At 69.7% G+C, this 23,302-nt stretch carries 5 protein-coding genes; 2 read left to right on the top strand and 3 right to left on the bottom strand.

Going from position 1 to position 23,302, the window contains the following annotated elements; genetic code table 11:
- Positions 1–649 (bottom strand): peroxidase family protein (locus ACWDU1_RS09885; RefSeq protein ID WP_449997243.1); only part of this gene is annotated, 649 nt, incomplete at its 3' end.
- A 14-nt stretch (positions 650–663) separates the two neighbouring features.
- A complete protein-coding gene (locus ACWDU1_RS09880; RefSeq protein WP_449997245.1) occupies positions 664–1,080 on the bottom strand; it encodes a Fur family transcriptional regulator in 417 nt (138 codons plus the stop codon).
- Between the two features lie 1,142 nt (positions 1,081–2,222).
- Between ACWDU1_RS09880 and ACWDU1_RS09875 the strand changes: the two genes are divergently transcribed.
- Complete coding sequence (locus tag ACWDU1_RS09875) at positions 2,223–20,408, top strand: amino acid adenylation domain-containing protein (RefSeq protein ID WP_449997241.1); 18,186 nt, start codon at positions 2,223–2,225, stop codon at positions 20,406–20,408.
- A gap of 41 nt (positions 20,409–20,449) precedes the next feature.
- On the opposite strand, the gene ACWDU1_RS09870 is transcribed toward ACWDU1_RS09875, so the two are convergent.
- The gene (locus ACWDU1_RS09870; protein ID WP_449997239.1) at positions 20,450–21,436 is read right to left on the bottom strand and encodes a helix-turn-helix domain-containing protein; all 987 of its coding nucleotides are present in this window, start codon (positions 21,434–21,436) and stop codon (positions 20,450–20,452) included.
- Between the two features lie 612 nt (positions 21,437–22,048).
- On the opposite strand from ACWDU1_RS09870, the gene ACWDU1_RS09865 reads away from it, so the two are divergent.
- Positions 22,049–23,296, top strand: a complete 1,248-nt coding sequence (locus tag ACWDU1_RS09865) for a cytochrome P450 (protein WP_449997237.1) — start codon at positions 22,049–22,051, stop codon at positions 23,294–23,296.
- The last annotated feature ends 6 nt before the right edge of the window (positions 23,297–23,302 follow it).

Raw genomic sequence — 23,302 nt, 5'->3', positions numbered from 1 at the left:
AGATCAGGCCCATCTGGACGGCGCCGAGGGGGCTCTCCAGGTCGCGGTCGCCGGTGTAGCGTTCGTCGTTGAGCCAGACCGATTCCGGGCCCCAGTAGACGTCCTCGTCGGGCTCCCACAGGTCGGCGCGGCCGCCGGCGAAGCCGAAGGTTTCGAAGCCCATGGTCTCCAGCGCGACGTTGCCGGCGAAGATCATCAGGTCGGCCCAGGACAGTTTCTTGCCGTACTTCTTCTTGACCGGCCACAGCAGGCGGCGGGCCTTGTCCAGGTTGCCGTTGTCGGGCCAGCTGTTCAGCGGTGCGAAGCGCTGCATACCGCCACCGCCGCCGCCGCGGCCGTCGATGGTGCGGTAGGTGCCGGCGCTGTGCCAGGCCATCCGGATCATCAGGGGGCCGTAGTGCCCGAAGTCGGCGGGCCACCAGTCCTGCGAGGTGGTCAGGATCTCGGCGATATCCTTGCGGACCTCGCCCAGGTCGAGGGTCTTGAACGCGGCGGCGTAGTCGAAACCGGGTTCCATCGGGTCCGAGGCGGGTGCGTTCTTGCGCAGGATCTTGAGGTTGAGCTGGTTGGGCCACCAGTCACGGTTGCCGGCACCCGTGGTGGGGTGTTTGGCCGTGAACGGGCACTGGCCGGTGGAGGTCTCGGACACTGCTTTCCTTCCGGTTACATCGTCATTTCGGGCTGGGGTGTGGTGGAACAGGCGGGGCACAGGCCCCAGTAGATGACCTCGGCTTCCTCGATGGTGAAACCGTGGTCGTCGGAGGCGTCGAGGCAGGGGGCCGGGCCGGCGGCGCAATCGACATCGGCGATGACGCCGCAGGAGCGGCATACGAGGTGGTGGTGGTTGTCGGCGACGCGGGTCTCGTAGCGGGCGACCGAACCGGTGGGCTGGATACGGCGCAGCAGGCCCGCGGTGGTCAGGGCGCGCAGTACGTCGTAGACGGCCTGGTGGGAGACGGCGCCCAGGGTTTCGCGGACCCGGCCGATGATGGTGTCGGTATCCGAATGCGGGTTGTCGTGCACCGCGCCCAGTACCGCCAGCCGCGGCGCGGTCACACGCAGCGCGGCATCACGCAGCATGTTCTCGAACTCCGCGGTCGTGGTCACGGGACGCAGCTTACCTATTTTCTGGAATCAATCAAGTCTCGGTCTGTTTCCAGAAAAGCCGCGGGATAGGTGGTGCGGAGGTAGGATCGCCCGCCGTCCGCGGCCGGGATCGAACCCGCTCCCGGGAGGGCAGGATAGTGCTTCACGCGACTTGCCGCCCGGTGAGCGCCGGACCGGCACGCCACTGCCGTGGGCCCGGCCCGTGGAGCCGCCGCCTCGCCGATGCCGCCCACCGGATCCAGGTCCGTGCCGGTGCCTCCGGCCCGCCGGGGAGGCGGGCGGAGGCGCCGGCGGCGGGGCGAACAGGAAATCCTGCGGATCGCCGCGAATCATCGCCGGTGATCGATCTTTCCACCTGTGGAATACGGTGCCGCGAAGTGCTGTTCGATACCGTTGTGACGTCCTGGAACGTGTATCGAGAATGCCCGTTGCGGAGCCGGATCGACCTCGTTTACGATTGCCTTCTCAAGCCGGTCGGAGAGCGCGAATGAATACGCTCGGACGACTGCCGATCCGATTGCCGAAACGGCTGATCGGCACAACAGGAGGATCCTTCCGATTGTCGGGGTTGTGGAGGATCCGCGGTAATAATTCTGCGACGCTGCTGTCGCAGAATTGTGCTGGAACGAACTGCGAATAGGGTAAGCCACTTCCAGAAGGCGATCGGTGCTGCCGATGAATTCAGACGATGTTCGCTACCTGCTCGCCGAACCCGACTCGGGCCACGCCCGCCCCGGCCGCTACGCCGTATCCGGTATCCCTCCGGAGTTGCAGATCCGTGCCGTACCTGCGGCTCATTCGTTCCCTCGCCGGGGTATGCGTCGTAAACGTGGTCGTCACTAGCCCCGTCGGGCAACTCGTGGACGGACGCGGCCGGAGCCGTGCTCATGATCTTCCGTCACCGCGCGGTCTCGGCCGGGCGCGTGCCCTCGAATTATTTCCCGGTATTTCCGCGTAAAGGCGGAGTTTGTGTGAGACGAAATCGAAATATTTGTCATTGCCGACGCCCGGTGCTAACTCTGTGAGTATTGACGGTCCGGGCGACAACCCTGCAATTCGGGGGCCGTCGGAGCATCGGTGACGGCGTCGGGAATTACGAAATCAATGGAGGCCAGGTGACCCAGTCCAAGAGCAACTCCGACACCGGTATTCCGCAGTCGAGTTCACAGTGGAATCGCCCCTCCGGATTCTCCGTTCCGGCAGCACCGGGTAACAGTTCGGCCGCGGAACGCATCAATGGAAACATTGTTCCCGAACTGCGGGCGCCGGATGCCTTCCCACTGACCGCGGCACAACGCGGAATCTGGTTCGCCCAGCACCTCGCGGGCGCGTCACCGATTTCCGTCGCGCAGTACGTCGAAATCATCGGTGAATTGAAGCCGGAAGTGCTCGCCGAGGCGTGTGAAACGGCCGACCGGGAATTCGGCGCCGGCTACATGCGATTGGTCGAGGTCGACGGCGAACCACGCCAGTTCATCGACCCCGCCCACGGCTCGCCGGTGTCGATCGTCGATCTCACCCGCGACGACGACCCGGTGGCGACCGCCCACCGGATGATGGTCGAGGACTATTCGGCCCCGCTCGACCTGCTCGAAGACCATCTGATGGCCAGCTCGATCTTCCAGGTCGGCACCGATCACTACCTGTGGTACCAGCGAGCGCACCACATCGCGCTGGACGGATTCGCCGCGGTAACGATGCTGCACCGGATAACCGAGCTGTACAACTGTTGGGTAAACGGTGAGGAAGCGCCACCGGCGACGGCGAAACATGTGCGCGATATCGTCGACCAGGACGTGGCCTATCGCGATTCGGAACGGTTCACCAACGATCGCCACCACTGGACCGAACATCTGGCCGGCGCGCCGCCGGTGGTGAGTCTCGCCGGACGGGTCGCGGAACCCACCATCCATCCCACGCTGACCAGCGCCTCGCTCCCCGAGGACACCGCCCGGTTGCTCGACGAGGTGGTGCTGGCGCGCGGCACCAGCGTCACCCCCATCATCGTCGCGGCGTTCGCCGCCTATCTGGCCCGGATGACCGACAGCGACGAAGTACTGCTGAGCCTGCCGGTCTCGGGCCGGCATTCCGCGGTGCTGCGCCGCTCGGGCGGCATGGTCGCCAATGTGGTGCCGCTGCGGGTGCCGGTGGCCTCGCGCACCGTGGGCGAACTGGTCGACGCGGCCCAGGGCGAGCTGACCAGCGCGCTGCGCCGGCAGCGGTACCGCCAGGAGGACATCTTCCACGATATGGGGATCGCCCGCGACGAGGCGGCCTCGTTCGGTCCGGCGGTCAACCTCATGATGGTCGAGAACGAGGTCGTTTTCGGCGACACCACCGGACGGCTGCACGTGCTGACCTCCGGGCCCACCGCCGACCTGTTCGTCAACATCTATCCCGGTGCGGGCCGGGAGAGCACCCATATCGACTTCCAGGGCAATCCGAACGTCTACACGCGGGAGGAACTGCGGGGGCACCATCGGCGGTTCCTGATGTTCCTGCGTGAATTCCTCGCCGCCGGACCGGATCACCCGGTGCACGGTCTGGCGCTGCTGGCCGCGGGCGAACGTGCCGAACTGCTGCCGGTGCGCGGCCCGCGCGGGGGCGGGACGCGGCTGCTGCCGGATATCCTCGCCGACAGCGCACGCCGGTATCGCGACGCAGTCGCGATCTCGGAGGCCGGGCGGACGGTGACCTACGGCGAACTGGACCGCAGGTCCTCACGTCTGGCCCGGCAGCTGATCGCCCTGGGCTGCGGCCCCGATACCGCGGTGGCGATACTGCTGCGGCGTTCGGCCGAATCCATCACCGCCGGCTGGGCGGTCGCCAAGAGCGGCGCCGCGATCGTGCAGGTGGACCCCGAATATCCGCCGAAGCGTATCGAGCACATGATCTCCGACAGCGGCGCCACGGTGGTGATCACTGTCGGCGATCACCGCGACAGCCTGCCCGGCACGGTGCATCAGGTGGTGCTCGACGATCCCGCGACCCCGCGCGGTGACGAGGACGCCCCCGACGGGCCTGTCACCGACGAGGAGCGCGTCCGCCCGCTGCGCCCCGCCAACCTCGCCTATATGACCTACACCTCGGGCTCCACGGGGCTGCCCAAGGGAGTGCAGGTCACGCACGGCGGTCTCGCGAATCTGATCGCCGACCGCACCGAAACCTACGGCGTCGACGCGACCTCGCGGGTGTCCTACGCCCTGTCGCCGAGTTTCGACGCCTCCCTGGAACAGTTCCTGACCTGCTTCGCGAACGGGTCCACGCTGGTGATCGTGCCGCCCGGGGTGATCGGCGGCGAACGGCTCACCCGGTTGCTCGAAGGCGAGCACGTCACCCATCTGACGCTGACCCCGGCGATGCTGTCGACCGTGGATCCGGAACCGCTGAGCGATCTGCGGGTGGTGGTGGTCGGTGGTGACGTCTGCCCGCCGCATGTGATCGAACGCTGGACCCGCGACTGGACGATGTACAACGAATACGGGCCCACCGAGACCACTGTCACCGCCTCCGGCGCGCCCATCCGCGTCGGCCGCGAGCTGACCGTCGGCGGACCCATCACGGGCGTTTCGGCGATGGTGCTGGACCGCACCCTGCAACCGGTACCGAAGGGTACGGCCGGGGAACTGTATCTGGCCGGTCCCGGGCTGGCGCGCGGCTACAGTCACCGGGTCGGTGAGACCACGGCGCGGTTCGTGGCCGACCCCTACGGCGACCCGGGTGAGCGTATGTACCGCACCGGGGATATCGCGCGCTGGACCGGCGACGAGGGCGCGATGATGCTGGAGTTGCTGGGCCGCACCGATTTCCAGGTGAAGATCCGCGGCTACCGCATCGAACCGGGTGAGATCGACGCGGCGCTGACCGGCCACGAGGATATCGACCTGTCGGTCACGGTCCCGGTGCGCAACAACGCGGGAGCGACGGTGCTGGCCTCCTACGTCGTACCGGTGGCCGGGCGGGTACTCGACCCGGCCGGGGTACAGCGCTTCGCCCGCGAAACCCTGCCCCCGCATATGGTTCCGGCGGTCATCGTGGCGCTGGAGAGCCTGCCGGTGAACGCCTTCGGCAAACTGGATCGCGCCGCCCTGCCCGAACCGGTTTTCGGTGCGACCTCGACCGGACGCGCCCCGGCGACCCCCGCGGAGCATGTGGTGGCGGGCCTGTTCGCCGATGTGCTCGGAGTGCCCGATATCGGCGCCGACGACAGCTTCTTCGCGCTCGGCGGCGACAGCATCCTGTCCATTCAGCTGGTGGCGCGCGCGAAGGCCGCCGGGCTGGCGTTCTCCACCCAGGAGGTGTTCGAGTACAAGACGGTGGCGGGACTGGCCGCGGTCGCGACGGAGGCCACCGACACCCCGCAGCTGATCGAACCGGACGGTGGCGGTATCGGCCCGATGCCGCTGTCGCCGATCGTGTACGCCATGCTCGATCGCGGGCATTTCGACCGCTTCGCGCAGGCCACCCTGGTCGAACTGCCCGACGGTGTGCGGCGCCCGGACCTGGTCCGCGCCCTGCAGGCCGTGATCGACCGCCACGATATGTTGCGCGCGATACTGCGGGACCCGGTGCACGGCAATATCGAAGCCCGGGAACCGGGCACCTGCGATGCCGATGCCGTGTTGACCGAGGTGCGGCTGCACCGGCGCGACCCCGGTGAGGTCGACGCCTACCTGCAAGCGGCCGCGGACCGGCTGAACCCCCGTGAGGGGGCGCTGGTGCAGTTCGTCCTCATGCGCGGACCGGCCGGTACCGGACCCGATCTGCTGTGGCTGGTGGTACATCACCTCGCGGTGGACGCGGTGTCGTGGCGGATTCTGCTCACCGACCTCGCGCAGGCGTGGACCCGGATCGTCGAGGGCGCCGAGCCCGCGTTCGGTGCGCCGACCACCTCGTTCCGGCGCTGGGTGCAGGGGCTGGCGGAGGAGGCGGCCGGTCGGCGGGCCCCGGAACTGGATCTGTGGAAGGACATGGTCGGGCCGGGTGAACAGCTGCTGGGTTCGCGGCGGCTGGACCCCGAACGCGATGTCGCGGCCACCGCGGGCCGGGTCGAGACCCGGATCCCGGCCGATATCACCGAAGCGGTACTCACCACAGTTCCCGCCCGGTTCCACGGCAGCCCCAACGACCCGCTACTTGCGGCGCTGGTGCTGGCGCTGGGCGAGTGGCGGCGTCGGCGCGGTATGGCCGATTCCGCGGAACTCGTCGCGCTGGAGGGGCACGGCCGCGAAGAGCAGGCGGTACCGGGCGCCGACCTGAGCGGCACCGTGGGCTGGTTCACCAACCGGTTCCCGATCCGGCTCGCGTTGCCCGGCGTCGACCCGGCCGACGCGTTCGCCGGCGGCGCCGCCGCGGGTCTGGCGATCAAACAGGTGAAGGAGCAGCTGCGCGCGGTGCCCGACAACGGTATCGGCTACGAGATGCTGCGCCGGCTCGATCCGCTGGGCAGTGCCGAACTCGGCGGTGCACCGGACCCCCAGATCAGTTTCAACTATCTGGGGCGGGTGGGTGTCCACGAACATTCGGGGGCGTGGACACCCACCCGTGACTTCGCGTCGCTGACCTCGACCAGTGACCCGCGGATGGCGTTGCCCGCGGTCCTCGATATCAACGCGATCGCCGAACAGGGCCCTGGCGGACTGGAACTCGGCGCGACCTTCGAGTTCGCGGCGCAGGTGCTCAGCGCCGCCGAGGTGGAGGAACTGGCCGAACTGTGGGTGCGGGCGCTGCGTGGTTTCGCCGGGCATATCCGGTCGGAATCCGCCGGCGGTTTCACCCCCTCGGATTTCCCGCTCGTCACGGTTTCGCAGGACGATATCGACCACTGGTTGCGGGACCACCCCACCCTCACCGATGTGTGGCCGCTGACCGCCCTGCAGTCCGGGCTGCTGTTCCACGCCATCTACGACGACAGCGACGACGGCTATATCGTGCAGGCGACGCTGACGTTGGCCGGCGAGATGGACGCGGACCGGATGCGGCGCGCCGCGCAAACGTTGATCGACCGGCACGACAGCCTGCGGACCGCGTTCGTGGAGAGCCCCGACGGACCCCGCCAGATCGTCGACCAGCAGGTTCGGGTGGATTGGCAGACCGAGGACCTGTCCGGACTCGACGCCGGCGAGCGCGCGGACGCGTGGCAGCGCCTCGCGGCCGCGGCCGCCGCCCCGTTCGATCCCGCACGCCCGCCGCTGCTGCGCTTCCACCTGGTGCGCACCGGCGTCACCGAGCACCGGCTGCTGGTGACCAACCATCACATCGTGCTCGACGGCTGGTCGATGCCGCTGCTCGTCCACCAGCTGCTGGCGCTCTACACCGCCGGTGACCGGCCCGCCGATATCGCCGGTTCGCGCTCCTACCGCGACTACCTGCAGTGGCTGCACACCCAGGACCACGACGCCGCGCTCACCGCGTGGCGGCGGACGCTCGCCGGTATCGAGACCCCGACCCGGGTCACCGGTAGCCCCGACCGCGCGGTCTCCGCTCACAACGGAGACGTGGCACGCAATCTCGACGCCGCGGGCACCGCCGCGCTCCTGGCGTTGGGCCGCTCCCACGGCGTCACCGCCAATACCGCGATCCAGGTGGCGTGGGCGCTGCTGCTGACATCCCTGACCGGCCGGTCGGATGTGGTGTTCGGTAATACCGTCTCCCACCGTCCGCCGCAGATCGCCGGTGTCGATCAGATGATCGGGCTGTTCATCAACACCTTGCCGGTGCGGGTGCGGCTCGACCCGCACGAGACGGTCGCCGGGCTGCTGGAACGGGTGCAGTCCGAACAGGCCGCCATGCTCGATCACCGCCATATCGGGCTGGCGGAACTGCAGCGCGCCACCGGTATCGCGGATATGTTCGACACGGTCACGGTGCTGGAGTCCTATCCGCTGGACCGGGCACTGCTGGCCCGCGACCTCACCGACGCCGGATTGCGGCTGGTCGATCTCGACGCTCAGGACGCCACCCCTTATCCGCTGAGTCTGCAGGTGAGCCCGCCGAAAGCGGACCGTGACGCGGTCTCCGACACCGGGGACGCCGCCACCCACACGGTGACCCTGCGCTACGCCACCGACCGGTTCGACGACGCGCAGGCCCACAGCCTGCTCGACCGTTTCGAACTGATCCTTACCCAGATCGTCACCGACCCGTCGCTGCGGGTCGCGGCCGTCACCGCGTCGGAGACGCCGGAGCACCGCGTGCCCGCGCCGTCCACCCGCCCGGAACTGACCCTGCGCGAGATCCTCACGCGCACCGCGCAGGCCCACCCGGACGCGGTGGCCGTCCGTTCCGGCGATCTGCGCCTGACCTACCGTGAACTGGACGACCGCGCCGACCGGGTCGCGGGCGTGCTCACCGCGCGCGGTGCCCGTCCCGAAACGTTCGTCGCGGTCGCGGTCCCGCGGTCGGCGGAACTGGCCGTGGCGATCTGGGCGGTCGCGAAAACCGGGGCCGCGTTCGTCCTCATGGATCCGGCCAACCCGGCCGACCGGCTCGCCGAACTGCTGGCCGACTCCCACAGCCGCCTGGGTGTGACGGTCGAGGCCGTCGCCTCGCGGCTGCCCGGCAGCGTCGACTGGCTACGGATAGACGGCGATACCGGGCCGCCCCCCGCCGGTGCCGGCGCGGCTCTTCCGCTGCGGACCGGCAACGCCGCCTACGTCATCTACACATCCGGGTCCACCGGTAAACCGAAGGCCGTGCACATCGCCGCGCACGGCCTGGCCGGGCTCGTCGCCGCCCAAGCGGCCGCTTTCGCCGCCGATACCGGTTCCCGGGTGCTGCAGGTCGCCTCACCCGGATTCGACGCCGCGGTCTCGGAACTGCTGCTGGCACACAGCGCCGGCGCCTGCCTGGTGGTGTCGCCGCCGGAGGTGTACGGCGGCGCCGACCTCGAAGAGCTGCTGCGCGCCGAAGCGGTCACGCACGCGATCATCACCCCCTCGGTGCTGAACACGATGGACCCGCAGCGGTTACCCGAACTGCGGACCGTGGCCGTGGTCGGCGAGGCCACCGGCCCGGACACGGTGCAGCGGTGGGCGCCCGGGCGGCGGCTGATGAACCACTACGGACCCACCGAGACCACCGTCTGGGCCACGGGATCCGACGCGCTGCGCCCCGGTGAACCCGTCACCATCGGCGGGCCCATCGCCGGGGTCACGGCGACCGTTCTCGATATGTGGCTGCGCCCGGTACCGGCCGGGGTCGCCGGCGAACTGTATATCGGCGGGCCCGGCCTGGCCCGCGGCTACTACGACCGGCCCGCCGTCACCGCGTCCCGGTTCGTGGCCGACCCGCACTCCGCCCGTGGTGAACGGCTGTACCGCACCGGCGATTCGGTGCGCTGGATCCCGGGCGCCGACGGGCCGGAACTGGAATACCTGGGTCGCGGCGATCAGCAGGTCAAGATTCACGGCCTGCGGATCGAGCCGGGGGAGATCGATGCCCGGATGGCGCGCTACCCGGCGGTGTCGCGGGTGGCGACCGTCGCGCAGCGCGGCCCGGCCGGGGAACCGGTGCTGGTGTCCTATGTGGTGCCGGCGCCCGGTTCGGCACTGGATGTCACGGCTCTGCACGACGAACTCGCGGAGACGCTCCCGCACTACATGAATCCCGCCGCGATCGTCGAACTCGACGAGATGCCGCTCACTCCGGTCGGCAAAATCGACCTGAACGCGTTGCGGCAGCGCAGCTTCCGCGCCCGCGGCGCCGAGGGCCGGGCGCCGTCCACGCCCGCCGAGCAGCTCGTCGCCGATCTGTTCGCCGAGGTGCTGGGTCTGGACGCCGTCTCCGCCGACAGCAACTTCTTCGCTCTCGGCGGCGACAGCATCGTCTCGATGCGGCTGGTCGCCGCGGCCCGGGCCGCCGGGCTGGTGTTCACCCCGCGTGAGGTGTTCGAGGCGAAAACGGTGGCAGCGCTGGCCGCACTGGCCCGCACCGATACCGATACCGGGCACGAGAACTGGACCCGGCTGCCGGCGGCCCGCTCCGAGGGACGCTCGTTCCGTCCGTCGGATTTCCCGCTCGTCACCCTCACCCAGCCCGATATCGACCGGCTCGACCGCGACCATCGCACCCTCGCCGATGTCTGGCCGCTGTCGCCGATGCAGTCCGGAATCCACTTCCACTCGACCTACAATCCCGATGCCGGGGACAACTACACCGTGCAGACCGTGATCGGTTTCTCCGGGCCTCTCGACGGTGCACGTCTGCGCCGGGCCGCGCAGGCCCTCGTCGACCGGCACGACATCCTGCGCGCCGCCTTCGTCGAAACCGCCGCCGGGCCCTGCCAGATCGTGGCCGGTCACGTCGAGGCCCGGTTCCGGGAGATCGAGCTGCCCGCCGACGGCGCCACCCCGGCCGCGGCGGCCCGGATCGCCGCCGCGGATGCGGCGACGGCGTTCGACCTGTCCGAGCCGTCGCTGATCCGGTTCACGCTGCTGCGGGTGGAACCGGGTGTCCATCAACTGTTCGTCACCAACCACCATGTGATCCTGGACGGCTGGTCGATGCCGCTGCTCATGCGGGAACTGCTCGAATTCTACGGCGCACCCGAACTGATCGGCCTCGCCGAACCGGCCCCCTCCTACCGCGACTATCTGGCCTGGCTGGGCCGCCAGGACCATACGGCCTCCACCGAGGCGTGGGCGCGGGAGTACGCGGACGTGGACGCCCCCACCCGCGTCACCCGCGGTGGCGGGGTCCCCGGTAGCGCCACCGCCGGGGAAGTCCGCGCCGAACTGCCGCCGGACCGCTTCGGGGTACTGTCCCGGATCGCGGCGGACGCCGCGGTCACCGTGAACACGACCGTCGCGGCGGCCTGGGCGCTGAATCTGCGTGTCCTGACCGGCGATACCGATATCGTCTTCGGTTCCGCGGTCTCGGGCCGGCCGCCGGAACTGCCGGCGGTGGACCGCACCCTCGGCATGTTCCTGAACACGATCCCGGTGCGGGTCCGGCTCGATCCCGCCGAGTCGATACGGCAGCTGCTGGTCCGGATCCAGGCACAGCAGGCCCGCATGCTGGACCACCACTATGTCGGCCTGCCCGATATCCACCGCGCGGCCGGGGTCGCCGAACTGTTCGACACCGCCGTCGCCTACCAGTCGTTCCCCGTGGACCGCCCGGCCCTGCAGCGCCTCGTCGACTCCGCCGGCCTGCATGTCGACGAGATCACCGGCGTCGACGCCACCCCCTACCCGCTGAGCCTGGTGGTGGCGCCCCGCCATGCCGAGACCGACGGCGCGCCGGGCCTGCAGATCACCCTGCGCTACCTGGAGGACGAATTCGATGCCGTGCGGGCCCGCCGCATCCTCGACCGTTTCGTCGAACTGCTGTACCGGATGACGTGGAATCCGGCCGTACGGCTGGGTGAACTCGCCCTCAGCGACGAACCGGGACCGTCCCGCCCCGTCACCGGGCCCGCGCCCGCGAGCCTCGCCGAGATCCTCACGGCCACCGCGGCGGCGGCCGCACCCGAGGCGATCGCCGTCGAATACGGCGATACCGTGCTCGGCTACCGGGAACTGGACGAATGGTCCAACCGGCTCGCCCGGGAACTGCTGCGGCACACCGGCGGCGCCGCGACCGTGATCGCCGCCGCGCTGCCGCGCTCGGTCGAGGCGGTCGTCACCGTCTGGGCCGCCGCGAAGGCCGGTGCCGCGTTCGTGCCGGTGGACCCGAACCTGCCGGCCGAACGGATCGAATTCCTGCTGGCGGATTCCGGTGCCCTGCTCGGGATCACCGATACCGCCTCGCGGTCCCGGATGCCCGGGGAGGTCGACTGGCTGGTCCTCGACGACCCGCGGACCCGCCGCGCCCTCGACGAGTACTCCGCCGCGCCCGTCGGCGACGCCGAACGCGGCGGCCCGATCCGGCTCGACCGGGCCGCCTACCTGATCTACACCTCCGGTTCCACCGGCACACCCAAGGGCGTGGTGGTCGGCCATCGCGGTCTGGCCGATCTGGTGGCGGCGCAACGCCGGGTTCTCGACCTCGACCCGGAATCGATCGTGCTGCAGGTGGCCTCGCCCAGCTTCGACGCCTCGATCTTCGAACTGCTCATGGCGCACGGCTGCGGCGGCCGCCTCGTCATCTCGCCGCCGGACACCTACGGCGGCCAGGACCTGGCCGCCCTGATACGGCGCAGCCGGGTCTCCCACATCATCATCACGCCTTCCGCGCTGGCGACCGTCCCCGAGGAAGGGCTCGGCACCCTGCGGGTACTGGCCACCGCCGGTGAGCCGGTCGGTCCGGAGATCGTGGAACGGTGGGCACCCGGACGCACCATGGTGAACCTGTACGGGCCCACCGAATGCACCATCTGGGCCACCGTCGGCGGGCCGATGACCCCCGGGGCGCCCATCACCATCGGCGTCCCCGCCGGGCCCGTCGCGGCCGTCGTCCTCGACACCTGGCTGCGGCCGGTGCCCGCGGGGGTGGCCGGTGAGCTGTACCTGTTCGGCGGCGGCCTCGCCGAAGGCTATACCGGCCGCGGTGGACTGACCGCCGCACGGTTCGTGGCCTGCCCCTTCGGCGCGCCGGGAGCCCGCATGTACCGGACCGGCGATGTGGTGCGCCGGAACTCCGAAGGCGATCTCGAATTCGTGGGCCGCAACGACTTCCAGGTGAAGGTCCGCGGTACCCGCATCGAACTCGGTGAGATCGACGCGGTGCTGGCCGCCCGCGACGAGGTGGCGTTCGCGGTCACGGTGCCGCGCGGCAGCGAAGGACGCCCGGCGATGCTGGTGTCCTATGTGGTGCCCGCCCCCGGCGCGGACCTGTCCGGTGAGGAACTGAGCGCGACGCTGGCCGAGGCGCTGCCCACCTATATGGTGCCCGCCGCGGTGATGCTGCTCGACGACATCCCGCTCACCGCGACCGGCAAACTGGACCGGGACCGGCTGCCCGACCCGGTTTTCGCCGCCCGCGAGTTCAAGGCCCCCTCGTCGTGGGTGGAGGAACTGGTCGCCGAAGCCTTCGAGCAGGTACTCGGCGTCGACCGGGTGGGCGCCGAGGACGATTTCTTCGCCCTGGGCGGCGATTCGCTGACCGCGTCGCTGGTGGTGGCCCGGGTCGGCGCGGCCCTCGATATCCGGGTGCCGGTCCGGGCGGTGTTCGAATCGCCCACGGTCGCGCAACTCGCCGACCAAATCGGCTCCCTCACCACCGGCGGCCGGGTGCCGCTCACCGCGGGCGCCCGCCCCGACCCGGTGCCGCTGTCGCTGGCCCAGCAGCGGATGTGGTTCCTCAACCGGTTCGAACCGGGATCGGCGGCCTACAACATCCCGGTCATGCTGCGGCTGTCCGGCCGGCTGGACACCGCCGCCCTCGCCGCCGCGCTGGAAGACGTCATCGCCCGGCACGAAGTGCTGCGCACCGTCTATCCCGAAACCGGTGGCGAACCCCGCCAACAGGTGCTCGACGAACCCCGGATGCCGGTGGAACCGGTCCCGGTGACCGCCCACGACGCCCCGGAAGTGGTCTCCGGATTCGTCCGCCGCGGATTCGACGTCACCGAGCAGGTGCCGATGCGATTCGGGCTGTTCGATATCGGCCCCGGCGCCGGCGAGGACACGGGACACTATCTGCTGGTGCTGGTGGTGCACCATATCGCCGGTGACGGACAGTCGATGGGTCCGCTGGCACGCGATGTCATGGTGGCCTACGCCGCCCGCGTGGCCGGGCAGGCACCGGCCTGGGAACCGCTCGCGGTGCAGTACGCGGATTTCGCGTTGTGGCAGCGCCGGATGCTCGGCGCGGCAGACGATCCGGGCTCGCTGATGTCGGCGCAGCTGGATTTCTGGCGGTCCACCCTGGCCGGCGCCCCCGACCGGCTGGATCTGCCCGCCGACCGGCCGCGCCCGGCCGTGGCCTCACTGGCGGGCGGGCGGGTCCCGGTCCAGATCGGCGCCGGCCTGCACCGGCGGCTGCAGGATGTGGCCCGGTCTCGCGGCTCGTCGCTGTTCATGGTGTTGCACGCGGCGCTGGCGGCGCTGCTGGGGCGGTTGAGCGGTAGCGACGATATCGTCGTCGGCACTCCGGTCGCGGGCCGCGGCGAACCCGGCCTCGACGATCTGGTCGGCATGTTCGTCAACACGCTGGCCCTGCGCACCTCCGTGGATCCCGCCGAACCCTTCGCGGATCTGCTGGCCCGCACCCGGGAAACCGATCTGCAGGCGTTCGAGCACGCGGACGTACCGTTCGAACGGGTCGTCGAGGAACTCAACCCCGAACGCTCCGCGGCCCAGCACCCGCTGTTCCAGGTGGCGCTGGCATTCCAGAACCTGGCCGCCGTGGATGTGGTGCTGCCCGATGTGGTGGTCTCGCGCGCCGATGTCGACACCGGTATGTCCCAGTTCGATCTGCAACTCGTCGTCTCCGACACCTACGGTGACACCGGCGCGCCACAGGGCCTGTCCGGCACCATGATGTATGCCACCGATCTGTTCGACGAGGCGACCGCCGCCGGGTTCATCCAGCGCCTCGTCCGGATCCTGGAAACCGTCGCCGACGATCCGGGCGTCGCGATCGGCGATATCGACTGGCTCGACGCCTGCGAACGGTCCTCGCTGACCTCCCGGGTCGGCACACCCGTGGCCGCGCGGCCCGAACTGCTGCCCGATGTCTTCGCGGCCGCCGTGCGCGCGAACCGGGACGGTCACGCCGTGGTCGCCGGCCGCACCACACTCACCTACGCCGAACTCGACGCCCGCTCCAACCGGCTGGCACGGCTGCTGATCGAGCACGGCGCCGGCCCGGAGACCCCGGTGCTGATGGCCGCCACCCGATCGGCGGAATCGGTACTGGGCTGGTGGGCGATCGTGAAGGCGGGCGCGGTGTATGTGCCGGTCGATCCGCGCTACCCCGGAACCCGGATCGCGCAGATGGTCACCGACTCCGGCGCGGCACTCGGTGTCACCGTCACGGCGGCGCGGGCCGAGATGCCCGATACCGTGAACTGGCTGACCCTCGACGACCCGGATACCGAACGACAGGTCGCCGCGCTGCCCGACGGACCCGTCACCGACCGGGACCGGGTGCGGCCACTGCGGATCACCAACACCGCGTACATCATCTTCACCTCCGGATCCACCGGCATACCGAAGGGTGTGGCGGTCACCCACGCCGGAGTCGCCGGGTTCCTCGCCGCCCAGCGCACCGGCACCACTCTCGGACGTGCCTCCCGGGTCCTGCATTTCGCCTCGCCCTCGTTCGACGCGTCCCTGCTGGAGATCTTCATGGCGATCGGCCGCGCCGCCACCCTGGTCATCGCCCCGGCCCGCATGTACGGCGGCGGTGAACTCGCCGAGTTCCTGCACACCCGGCGCATCACCCACGCCTTCGTCACCCCCGCCGCGCTCGCCTCGGTGGACCCGGCCGGTCTCGACGACCTGCAACTGGTGATGTCGGGCGGTGACGAGGTCCCCGCGGATCTGATCAACCGATGGGCAGGCACCGACAGCGCCGGCGCCCGCCAGTTCCGGGTGCTCTACGGACCCACCGAGACCACCATCGTCGCCACCGGAACCGAACCGGTACAGCCCGGCGAGCGGCCCACCATCGGCACCTCGCTGCCCGGTATGCAGGCCCTGGTCCTGGACACCCGCCTGCATCCGGTACCCGTCGGTGTCGCCGGCGAACTGTATCTCGCCGGCCCGGCCCTGGCCCGCGGCTATCTCAACCGCCCGCACACCACCGCGGAACGCTTCGTGGCCGCCCCCTTCGGCCGGCCCGGCCGCCGCCTGTACCGCACCGGCGACGTGGTGCGCTGGAACTCCCGAGGCAACCTCGAATTCGTGGGCCGCAACGATTTCCAGGTGAAGGTCCGCGGCTTCCGGGTCGAACTCGGCGAGATCGACGCCCGCCTCGGCGCCCGCGCGGACGTCTCCTTCGCCGTCACGGTGCCGCTGCGCGACGACGCGGGCGGAGCCGTGAAGCTGGTGTCCTACGTCGTACCCGCACCCGGCACCGACCCCACCCCCGAGGACCTCACCACCGCCCTCGCCGCGGAGGTCCCGTCCTATATGGTGCCGGCCGCGGTGATGCTGCTCGACGCGGTACCACTGTCACCCAACGGCAAACTCGACCGCCGCGCCCTGCCCGAACCGGTTTTCCAGGCCCGCCCGTTCCGCGCGCCGTCCTCCCCGGTGGAGGAGGTCGTCGCCGGAGTGTTCACCGATGTCCTCGGCCTCACCTCCGCGGTCGGCGCCGACGACGACTTCTTCGAACTCGGCGGCAACAGCCTGGTCGCGACCAGGGTCGCCGCCCGGATCGGCGCCGCCCTCGATGTCTCCGTGCCGGTGGCGATGATCTTCGAGGCACCGACCGTGGCGCGGCTGGCCGCGCGCGTGGAATCCCACGCCGACACCGGCCGCATCGCCCTGACCGGACTGGCCCGCCCCGGCACCATTCCGCTGTCCTACGCCCAGCAGCGCATGTGGTTCCTCAACCGGTTCGAACCCGACTCCGCCGCGTTCAGCATCCCCATCGTCATCCGGCTGTCCGGTGCCCTGGATCTCGACGCTCTGCACGCGGCGCTCGACGATCTGGTGACCCGCCACGAAGTACTGCGCACCGTGTACCCGCAGCGCGACGGCGAACCCGTGCAGCACGTCCTGCCCGGATCCGAATCGGTACCGCGCCTGGCCGTCACACCCGTCGGCGAGCCGGACCTGGCCGCCGCGGTGGCGGGATTCGTCGCCCAGCCCTTCGATGTCACCGCCGAAGTGCCCTTCCGGGTACGCCTGTTCGACCTCGGGCACGACGAATGGGTACTCGCCGTCGCCATGCACCACATCTCCGGCGACGGATCGTCACTGACCCCGCTGGCCGGCGATATGATGACCGCCTACGCCGCCCGGATGCAGGGCGACGCGCCGGACTGGGCGCCGCTGGCCGTGCAATACGCCGATTTCGCGATCTGGCAGCGCGCCGTCCTGGGCTCGGAATACGAACCGGATTCGCTGCTGCACGCGCAGATCGACTACTGGACCGAACAACTGTCCGGGGCCCCGGCCGTTCTGGAACTACCCACCGACCGGCCCCGGCCCGCCGTCCAGTCGTATGCGGGCGCCACCGTGCCGCTCACGATCGACGCCGAACTGCACGCCGGCCTCGACCGCATCGCCCGCGCCCACAACGCCACCCTGTTCATGGTGTTCCACGCGGCCCTCGCCGCCGTCCTGGCCCGGCTCTCCGACAGCGCCGACGTCGCCATCGGCACCCCCTACGCCGGCCGCGGCGAACCCGAACTCGACCCCCTGATCGGCATGTTCGTCAACACGCTGGTCCTGCGCACCCGCCTCGAACCCGATATGTCGTTCACCCGGTTCATCGAACACGCCCGGAGTACCGATCTGGCCGCCTTCGGCCACGCCGACGTCCCCTTCGAACGTCTCGTGCAGGAGCTGAACCCGGTCCGCTCGCACGCCCACCACCCGCTGTTCCAGGTGCTGCTGGCGTTCCAGAACCTCGGCACCACCGATTTCGAACTCCCCGGGCTGTCGGTATCGGCTATGGAGGCCGATACCGGAACCTCCCTGTTCGACCTGCAGGTCACCGTCTCCGACACCTACGATCCCACCGGCGCACCCGCCGGACTCACCGGCGGCATCACCTACGCCACCGACCTGTTCGACGAAACCACCGTCACCACGTTCGCCGACCGCCTGCACCGCCTGCTCGCCGCCATGATCACCGACCCGGGCCGGCCCGTCTACGACGCCGACCTGCTGACCCCGCACGAACGCGATACCGAACTGGTGCGCTGGAACGACACCGGCCACGCACTCGACCCCGCCGAAACCCTTGCGTCGCTGTTCACCGACGCCGCGCGGGAACACGCCGGCCGCACCGCGATCGTCGCCGGCACCCGGACATTGACCTACGCCGAATTCGCCGCCCGCGTCAACCGGCTGGCCCGGTGGTTCATCGACCGCGGCGTGGGCCCGGAATCACTGGTCGCACTGCAGATGCCCCGGTCACTGGACCAGGTGACCGCGATGTACGCCGTGCACGCCGCCGGCGGCGGTTACGTCCCCGTCGACCCCGATCATCCCGCCGAGCGGATCGACTACATGCTGGCGACCGCGCAACCGGCCGTGGTCCTGACCTCTCTCGACGGTATCGACCTCACCGGCTACGACGACGCACCCGTCACCGACGGTGACCGGATCGTCGCGCTGCGCCCCGGCAACACCGCCTACGTCCTGTTCACCTCCGGGTCCACCGGACGCCCGAAAGGTGTCGCCGTCTCGCACGGGGCGGTCCTCAACCAGTTGCACTGGATCAACGGCAACTACCGGATCACCCCGGACGATATCGTCCTGCAGAAGACCCCCGCGACCTTCGACGTCTCGGTGTGGGAACTGTTCTCGACCCTGGCCGCGGGCGCCCGCATGGTGATCGCCGCACCCTACGGCCACACCGATCCCGCCTATCTCGCCGACACCATCGAAACGCACGGGGTCACGCTGACCTCGTTCGTCCCGTCCATGCTGGCGGCATTCTGCGACGCCGCCCCCGAACACCGGCCCGCCACCCTGCGCGCGCTGCTCGTCGGCGGCGAAGCGTTCGGCGCGGACGTGGTCGGCGCCGCCCGGCGAACGCTGCCCGCCACCACCCTGCACAACCTCTACGGGCCCACGGAATTCACCCTGCACGCCACCGCGCACGAGGTCACCGGCGCCGACCAGGGCGCTATCCCGATGGGGCGGCCGGTCTGGAATGTCCGCGCCTATATCCTCGACGCCCGCCTGCGCCCGGTACCGCCCGGCGTCGCGGGTGATCTGTACCTGGCGGGCTCGCAGATCGCCCGCGGCTATCAAGCCCGGCCGGGCCTCACCGCGGAGCGTTTCGTTCCCGACCCGTTCACCGCGGGCGCCCGCCTCTACCGCACCGGAGACCTGGCGCGCCGGCTACCGGACGGCGAACTGGAATATCTGGGCCGCACCGATTTCCAGGTCAAACTCCGCGGCCTGCGCATCGAGCTCGGTGAGATCGAGGCCGTCCTGGCCGAACACGACTCCGTCGGGCGAGCCATCGTCTCCGTGCACAGCGGCCGCGCCGGTGACCATCTCGCCGGTTATCTCGTCCCCGCCGCCGGCGCCGCACTCGACACCGACGCGGTCCTCGCCCATGCCGCCACCGAACTTCCCGGCTATATGGTGCCCGCCACGGTGATGGTTCTCGACACGGTTCCGCTCACCGCCTCCGGCAAACTCGACCGTTCCCGGCTCCCGGAGCCCGAGTTCACGGCGGGGGAGTACCGGGCCCCGTCCTGGTGGCTGGAAGCCGAGGTCACCTACGCCTTCCAGCATGTCCTGGGTGTGGAGCGGGTCGGCGTCGACGACGACTTCTACGCCCTGGGCGGCAATTCGCTGCGCTCGGTGCAGGTCGTGAGCGAACTGAAGAAGGAACTCGACTACGAGGTCCCCGTCGGCTGGATGCTGTCGGATCCGCGCCCCGCCGATCTGGCCAGGCGTATCGACTCCGGGATGCGTTCCGGCCACCGCGAACCCGATGCGGGCACCGTCTTCGATACGCTGCTCCCGATCCGCACCGGCGGCGATCTGCCACCGCTGTTCTGTATCCATCCCGCCTCGGGCCTGTCCTGGTGTTACCGGCCGTTCGGCGAATACCTGGACGGCGACCGGCCGATCTACGGAATCCAGGCCCCCCAGATCAGCGGTGCCGAACCGGGACCGGCGACCATCGGCGATACCGCCCGCCGCTACCTCGACGAGATCCGCACCGTCCAGCCGCACGGTCCGTATCACCTGCTCGGCTGGTCGCTCGGCGGTCAGATCGCCCACGCCGTCGCCGGTGAGATCCGCGCGGCCGGTGAGGAGGTCGCGCTGCTGGCCCTGCTGGATTCCGAGGCCGGCGGATTCGACGCCGACGCCGTCACCACGGTCACCCCCGGCGAACTCGTCGCCAACCTGGGCCCCGTCCTGGGCATCGATTTCGTGGACGAGGACGCCACCGCGGAGGAGGCCGCCGACCTCATCGAGGAACATCTCGGCGGGGCACTCGGAGTGGACGCCGCCATGATCGAACGGATGACAGCCGCCTACAACCTGTCGATGCGCGCCGCCGCCGAGTGGGAACCGGCCGCGGTGGATACCGATCTGGTCTACTTCACCGCGGTCCGCGACCGGCGCCCCGACGCCGAGGGGCACGCCGGGTGGGCGCCGCTGGTGCGAGAGGTCACCGATATCGAGATCGACTCCACCCACCTGGCCATGACCGAACCCGCGGCGGTCGCCCGGATCGCCGCGGTGCTCAACACACTGCTCGACTCCTGAACCCACACCGGTTGTCTTCGGCGCGCTACGACGCCCGTCGATCACGACGGCGGTGTGCCCACCGTCCGGCCGGGGGCGAATGGGCCACCGTCGAGGAACTGCCGGCGCGCCTCACCGGGAGTGATATCGAAATGATTCACGAATGCCTGATGGAAGGTCGTGAGATGGTTGAACCCCGAAGCGGCGGCGATATCGGCGATGGTGCGGAACCGGGGGTCACGCAGCCGGTCCCACGCCTTCTCCAGCCGCGTGGTGCGCAGGAGCTCGGCCGGGCGCACTCCGTCCAGTGATTTGTAGAGTTGACTGACCGAGCAGTGGCAGGCGGCGGCCAGCGATCGCATCGAGAAATCGGGGTCGTCGGAATTGGCCAGGACGTGCCGGCGGGCCGCTTCCGCGATGGAGCAGACCTTCCCCGGGGCATACGTCTCCTCGCCTTCGAGGGCATACCGCAGCAGCTGGAACATCACCTCGGTACCCTGCGTGAACTGCCGCGACGTCATGGTGTCCCGGAGGGCGTTCAACTGCGCCATATGTGAGTACAGCAGCGCGGCCATGGGCCGCTGTCCCAGATCCGGCGCCATCCTGTCGGTGAGACGCCGCGGTATGACGCCGTCGGGCACGGTCGCTATGAGTCCGACCATGCCCTTAGCGTGCTCCAGGGCCATCGGATGGTCCATCCGGAACACCCCGACCCGGCCGGGCGCCAGATCCACGGTATCCCGCCCGGTGGTCAGCCCGATCCGGCCCGCCACGGGCACGACCAGCCGCAGCCCGGCGTCTCCATCGGAAGCCGCGTTGCGCGCGGTCCGGTTGTACCGCATCGCGGTGGAAGTGAACTGCGCCAGCACCCGGTGACCTCGGCGTTGCACGAAACTCGACCCGGTGAACACCTTGTCCGGGCCGCCGGGGAAGTGGAAGTCGAATGCGCCCTGGAGCGGGGTGACGTGCTGTTTCCACTCCTCGGCGTGGCTCTCCCGGTCGCTGTCACTCGGTCTGAAGCCGGTGAGCTCGAAATCGATGCCGTTCACGGGATCCTTCAACTCTGTAAATTTTCATAGTCGATCGTACAAATTTCCGGAGTCGGCGCCAGACGGCCGCGCGTAGCGTCTGTTCCGCCGGGGCCGAGCCCGACCGGCCGTTGTCTCGGTGTCGTATCCACCCGGTGTCCATGACGATGGAGGGGGGTCATGGACACCGGCTGGACTCGGCCCGCGGAGGCGGAAGCATCCGCCGCGCGCGTGGCCGGCCGGCCCACACAGTGGTGAGGCAGGCCGGCCACCGCAACCGGCCCGAAGCGCCCGCTATCGAAGATCGGTCCCGGCCTTCGCCAGGCCGACACCGGATCCACCGGTTACCTATCCGCCTCGTCGTGGAACTGGCTTCCGGTCGGCGTATCCGGCGTACCGTCCACTGTTGCGACCTTGGCGGTGATCCGGTTGTTCTCCACCGGTGCACCGTTCGGTATCGGTCACCGTCGTCGGGATCGGCTTGGAGACAATGGGTTCACGCGGACTTCGGTAGCGCCGTCGAACGGCTAGACTGCCGTCCCGGCGGCACCCAGCGAGTGCGAGACGTCGCCGGCGACCCGCTCGGCCGCTCCCATCGAACACGTAGTAAGTCAGACCCAAAGGAGATCTTCGGTGCATCCTCAGCAGGCGCCGCCCGGTGCCGCGATCCATCCGGCCAGTACCACCGGCGGCCCCCGCGAACCACTCTGGACCGAGGAGTTCGCGGCGGATCCGCAAGGGGCATACCAGCGTATGCGCCACCGGTACGGCAACCTGGCGCCTGTCGAGATCGCCCCGGGTATCCCCGCGACGCTGGTCCTCGGCTACCACACGGCGGTCAAGATCCTCAACGAGCCGGAACGATTCCCGGCCGATCCCCGGGTGTGGCAGGCCACCGCACCCGCGGATTCACCGATCATGCCCATGCTGGAGTGGCGCCCGAACGCCGTCCGTTCCAGCGGTCCGGCGCATGCCCGGTACCGCTCCGCGACCGTCTCGGCCCTCGACGGGGTAGACCTGCACGCGCTGCGGGTGATCGTCGAGAACGCCGCGCGCCCCCTCATCAACTCGTTCTGCGGGAACGGAAGGGTCGACGTCATCGGTCAGTACGCACTGCCGTTGATGTTCGGCGCACTCAACGGCATGCTGGGGTGTTCCGAGGACATCGGCGCCCGGATGGTGCAGGCGATGGCCATGATCTTCGAATCGACGGATGCCGCCGCCGCCGAAAAAGCCAACAATATGATCGTGGAGTCGATGCTCGAACTCATCGCGATGAAACGCGCCGAGCCCGGCAACGATGTCGCCACCCGGCTGCTGCAGCACGAGACCGGTCTCAGCGACGAGGAACTGATCCATCAGCTGGTCACGTTGTACGGCGCCGGTATCGAGCCGCCGCACAACCTCATCTGCAACGCGCTGCTGCTGATGCTGACCGACTCCCGGTATGCCGTATCGGACACCGGGTTTCCGCCCTCCGCCCGGGCGGCCATCGACGAAATCCTGGTGAAGGATCCGCCGCTGGGTAACTACTGCATGACCTATCCCCGGCAGCCCGTGCTGATCGACGATGTGTGGTTGCCGCCGGACGAGCCGGTGCTCGTCAGTATCTCCGCCTGCAACAACGATCCGGCGGTGAACAACGGCGACTATCTCAACAATCGCTGGAATCTCGCGTGGGGTTCGGGTCCGCATTCCTGTCCCGCACACGCGCGGTCGTCGGCGATGCTGATCGCGGAGGACGCGATCAACCATCTGCTGGACGCCCTGCCGGAACTCCAGCTCGCCGTCCCCGCGGAGCGGCTCGTCTGGCGTCCGGGCCCGTTCCACCGCGCGCTGGAGTCGCTGCCGGTCGTCTTCCCGCCCGCCCCGAAGCTCTAGCTGCGG

The organism is Nocardia sp. NPDC003345 (assembly GCF_053589395.1).
Note: the sequence above shows the minus strand (reverse complement) of the source record. Positions and strands in the feature narration are given on the sequence as shown.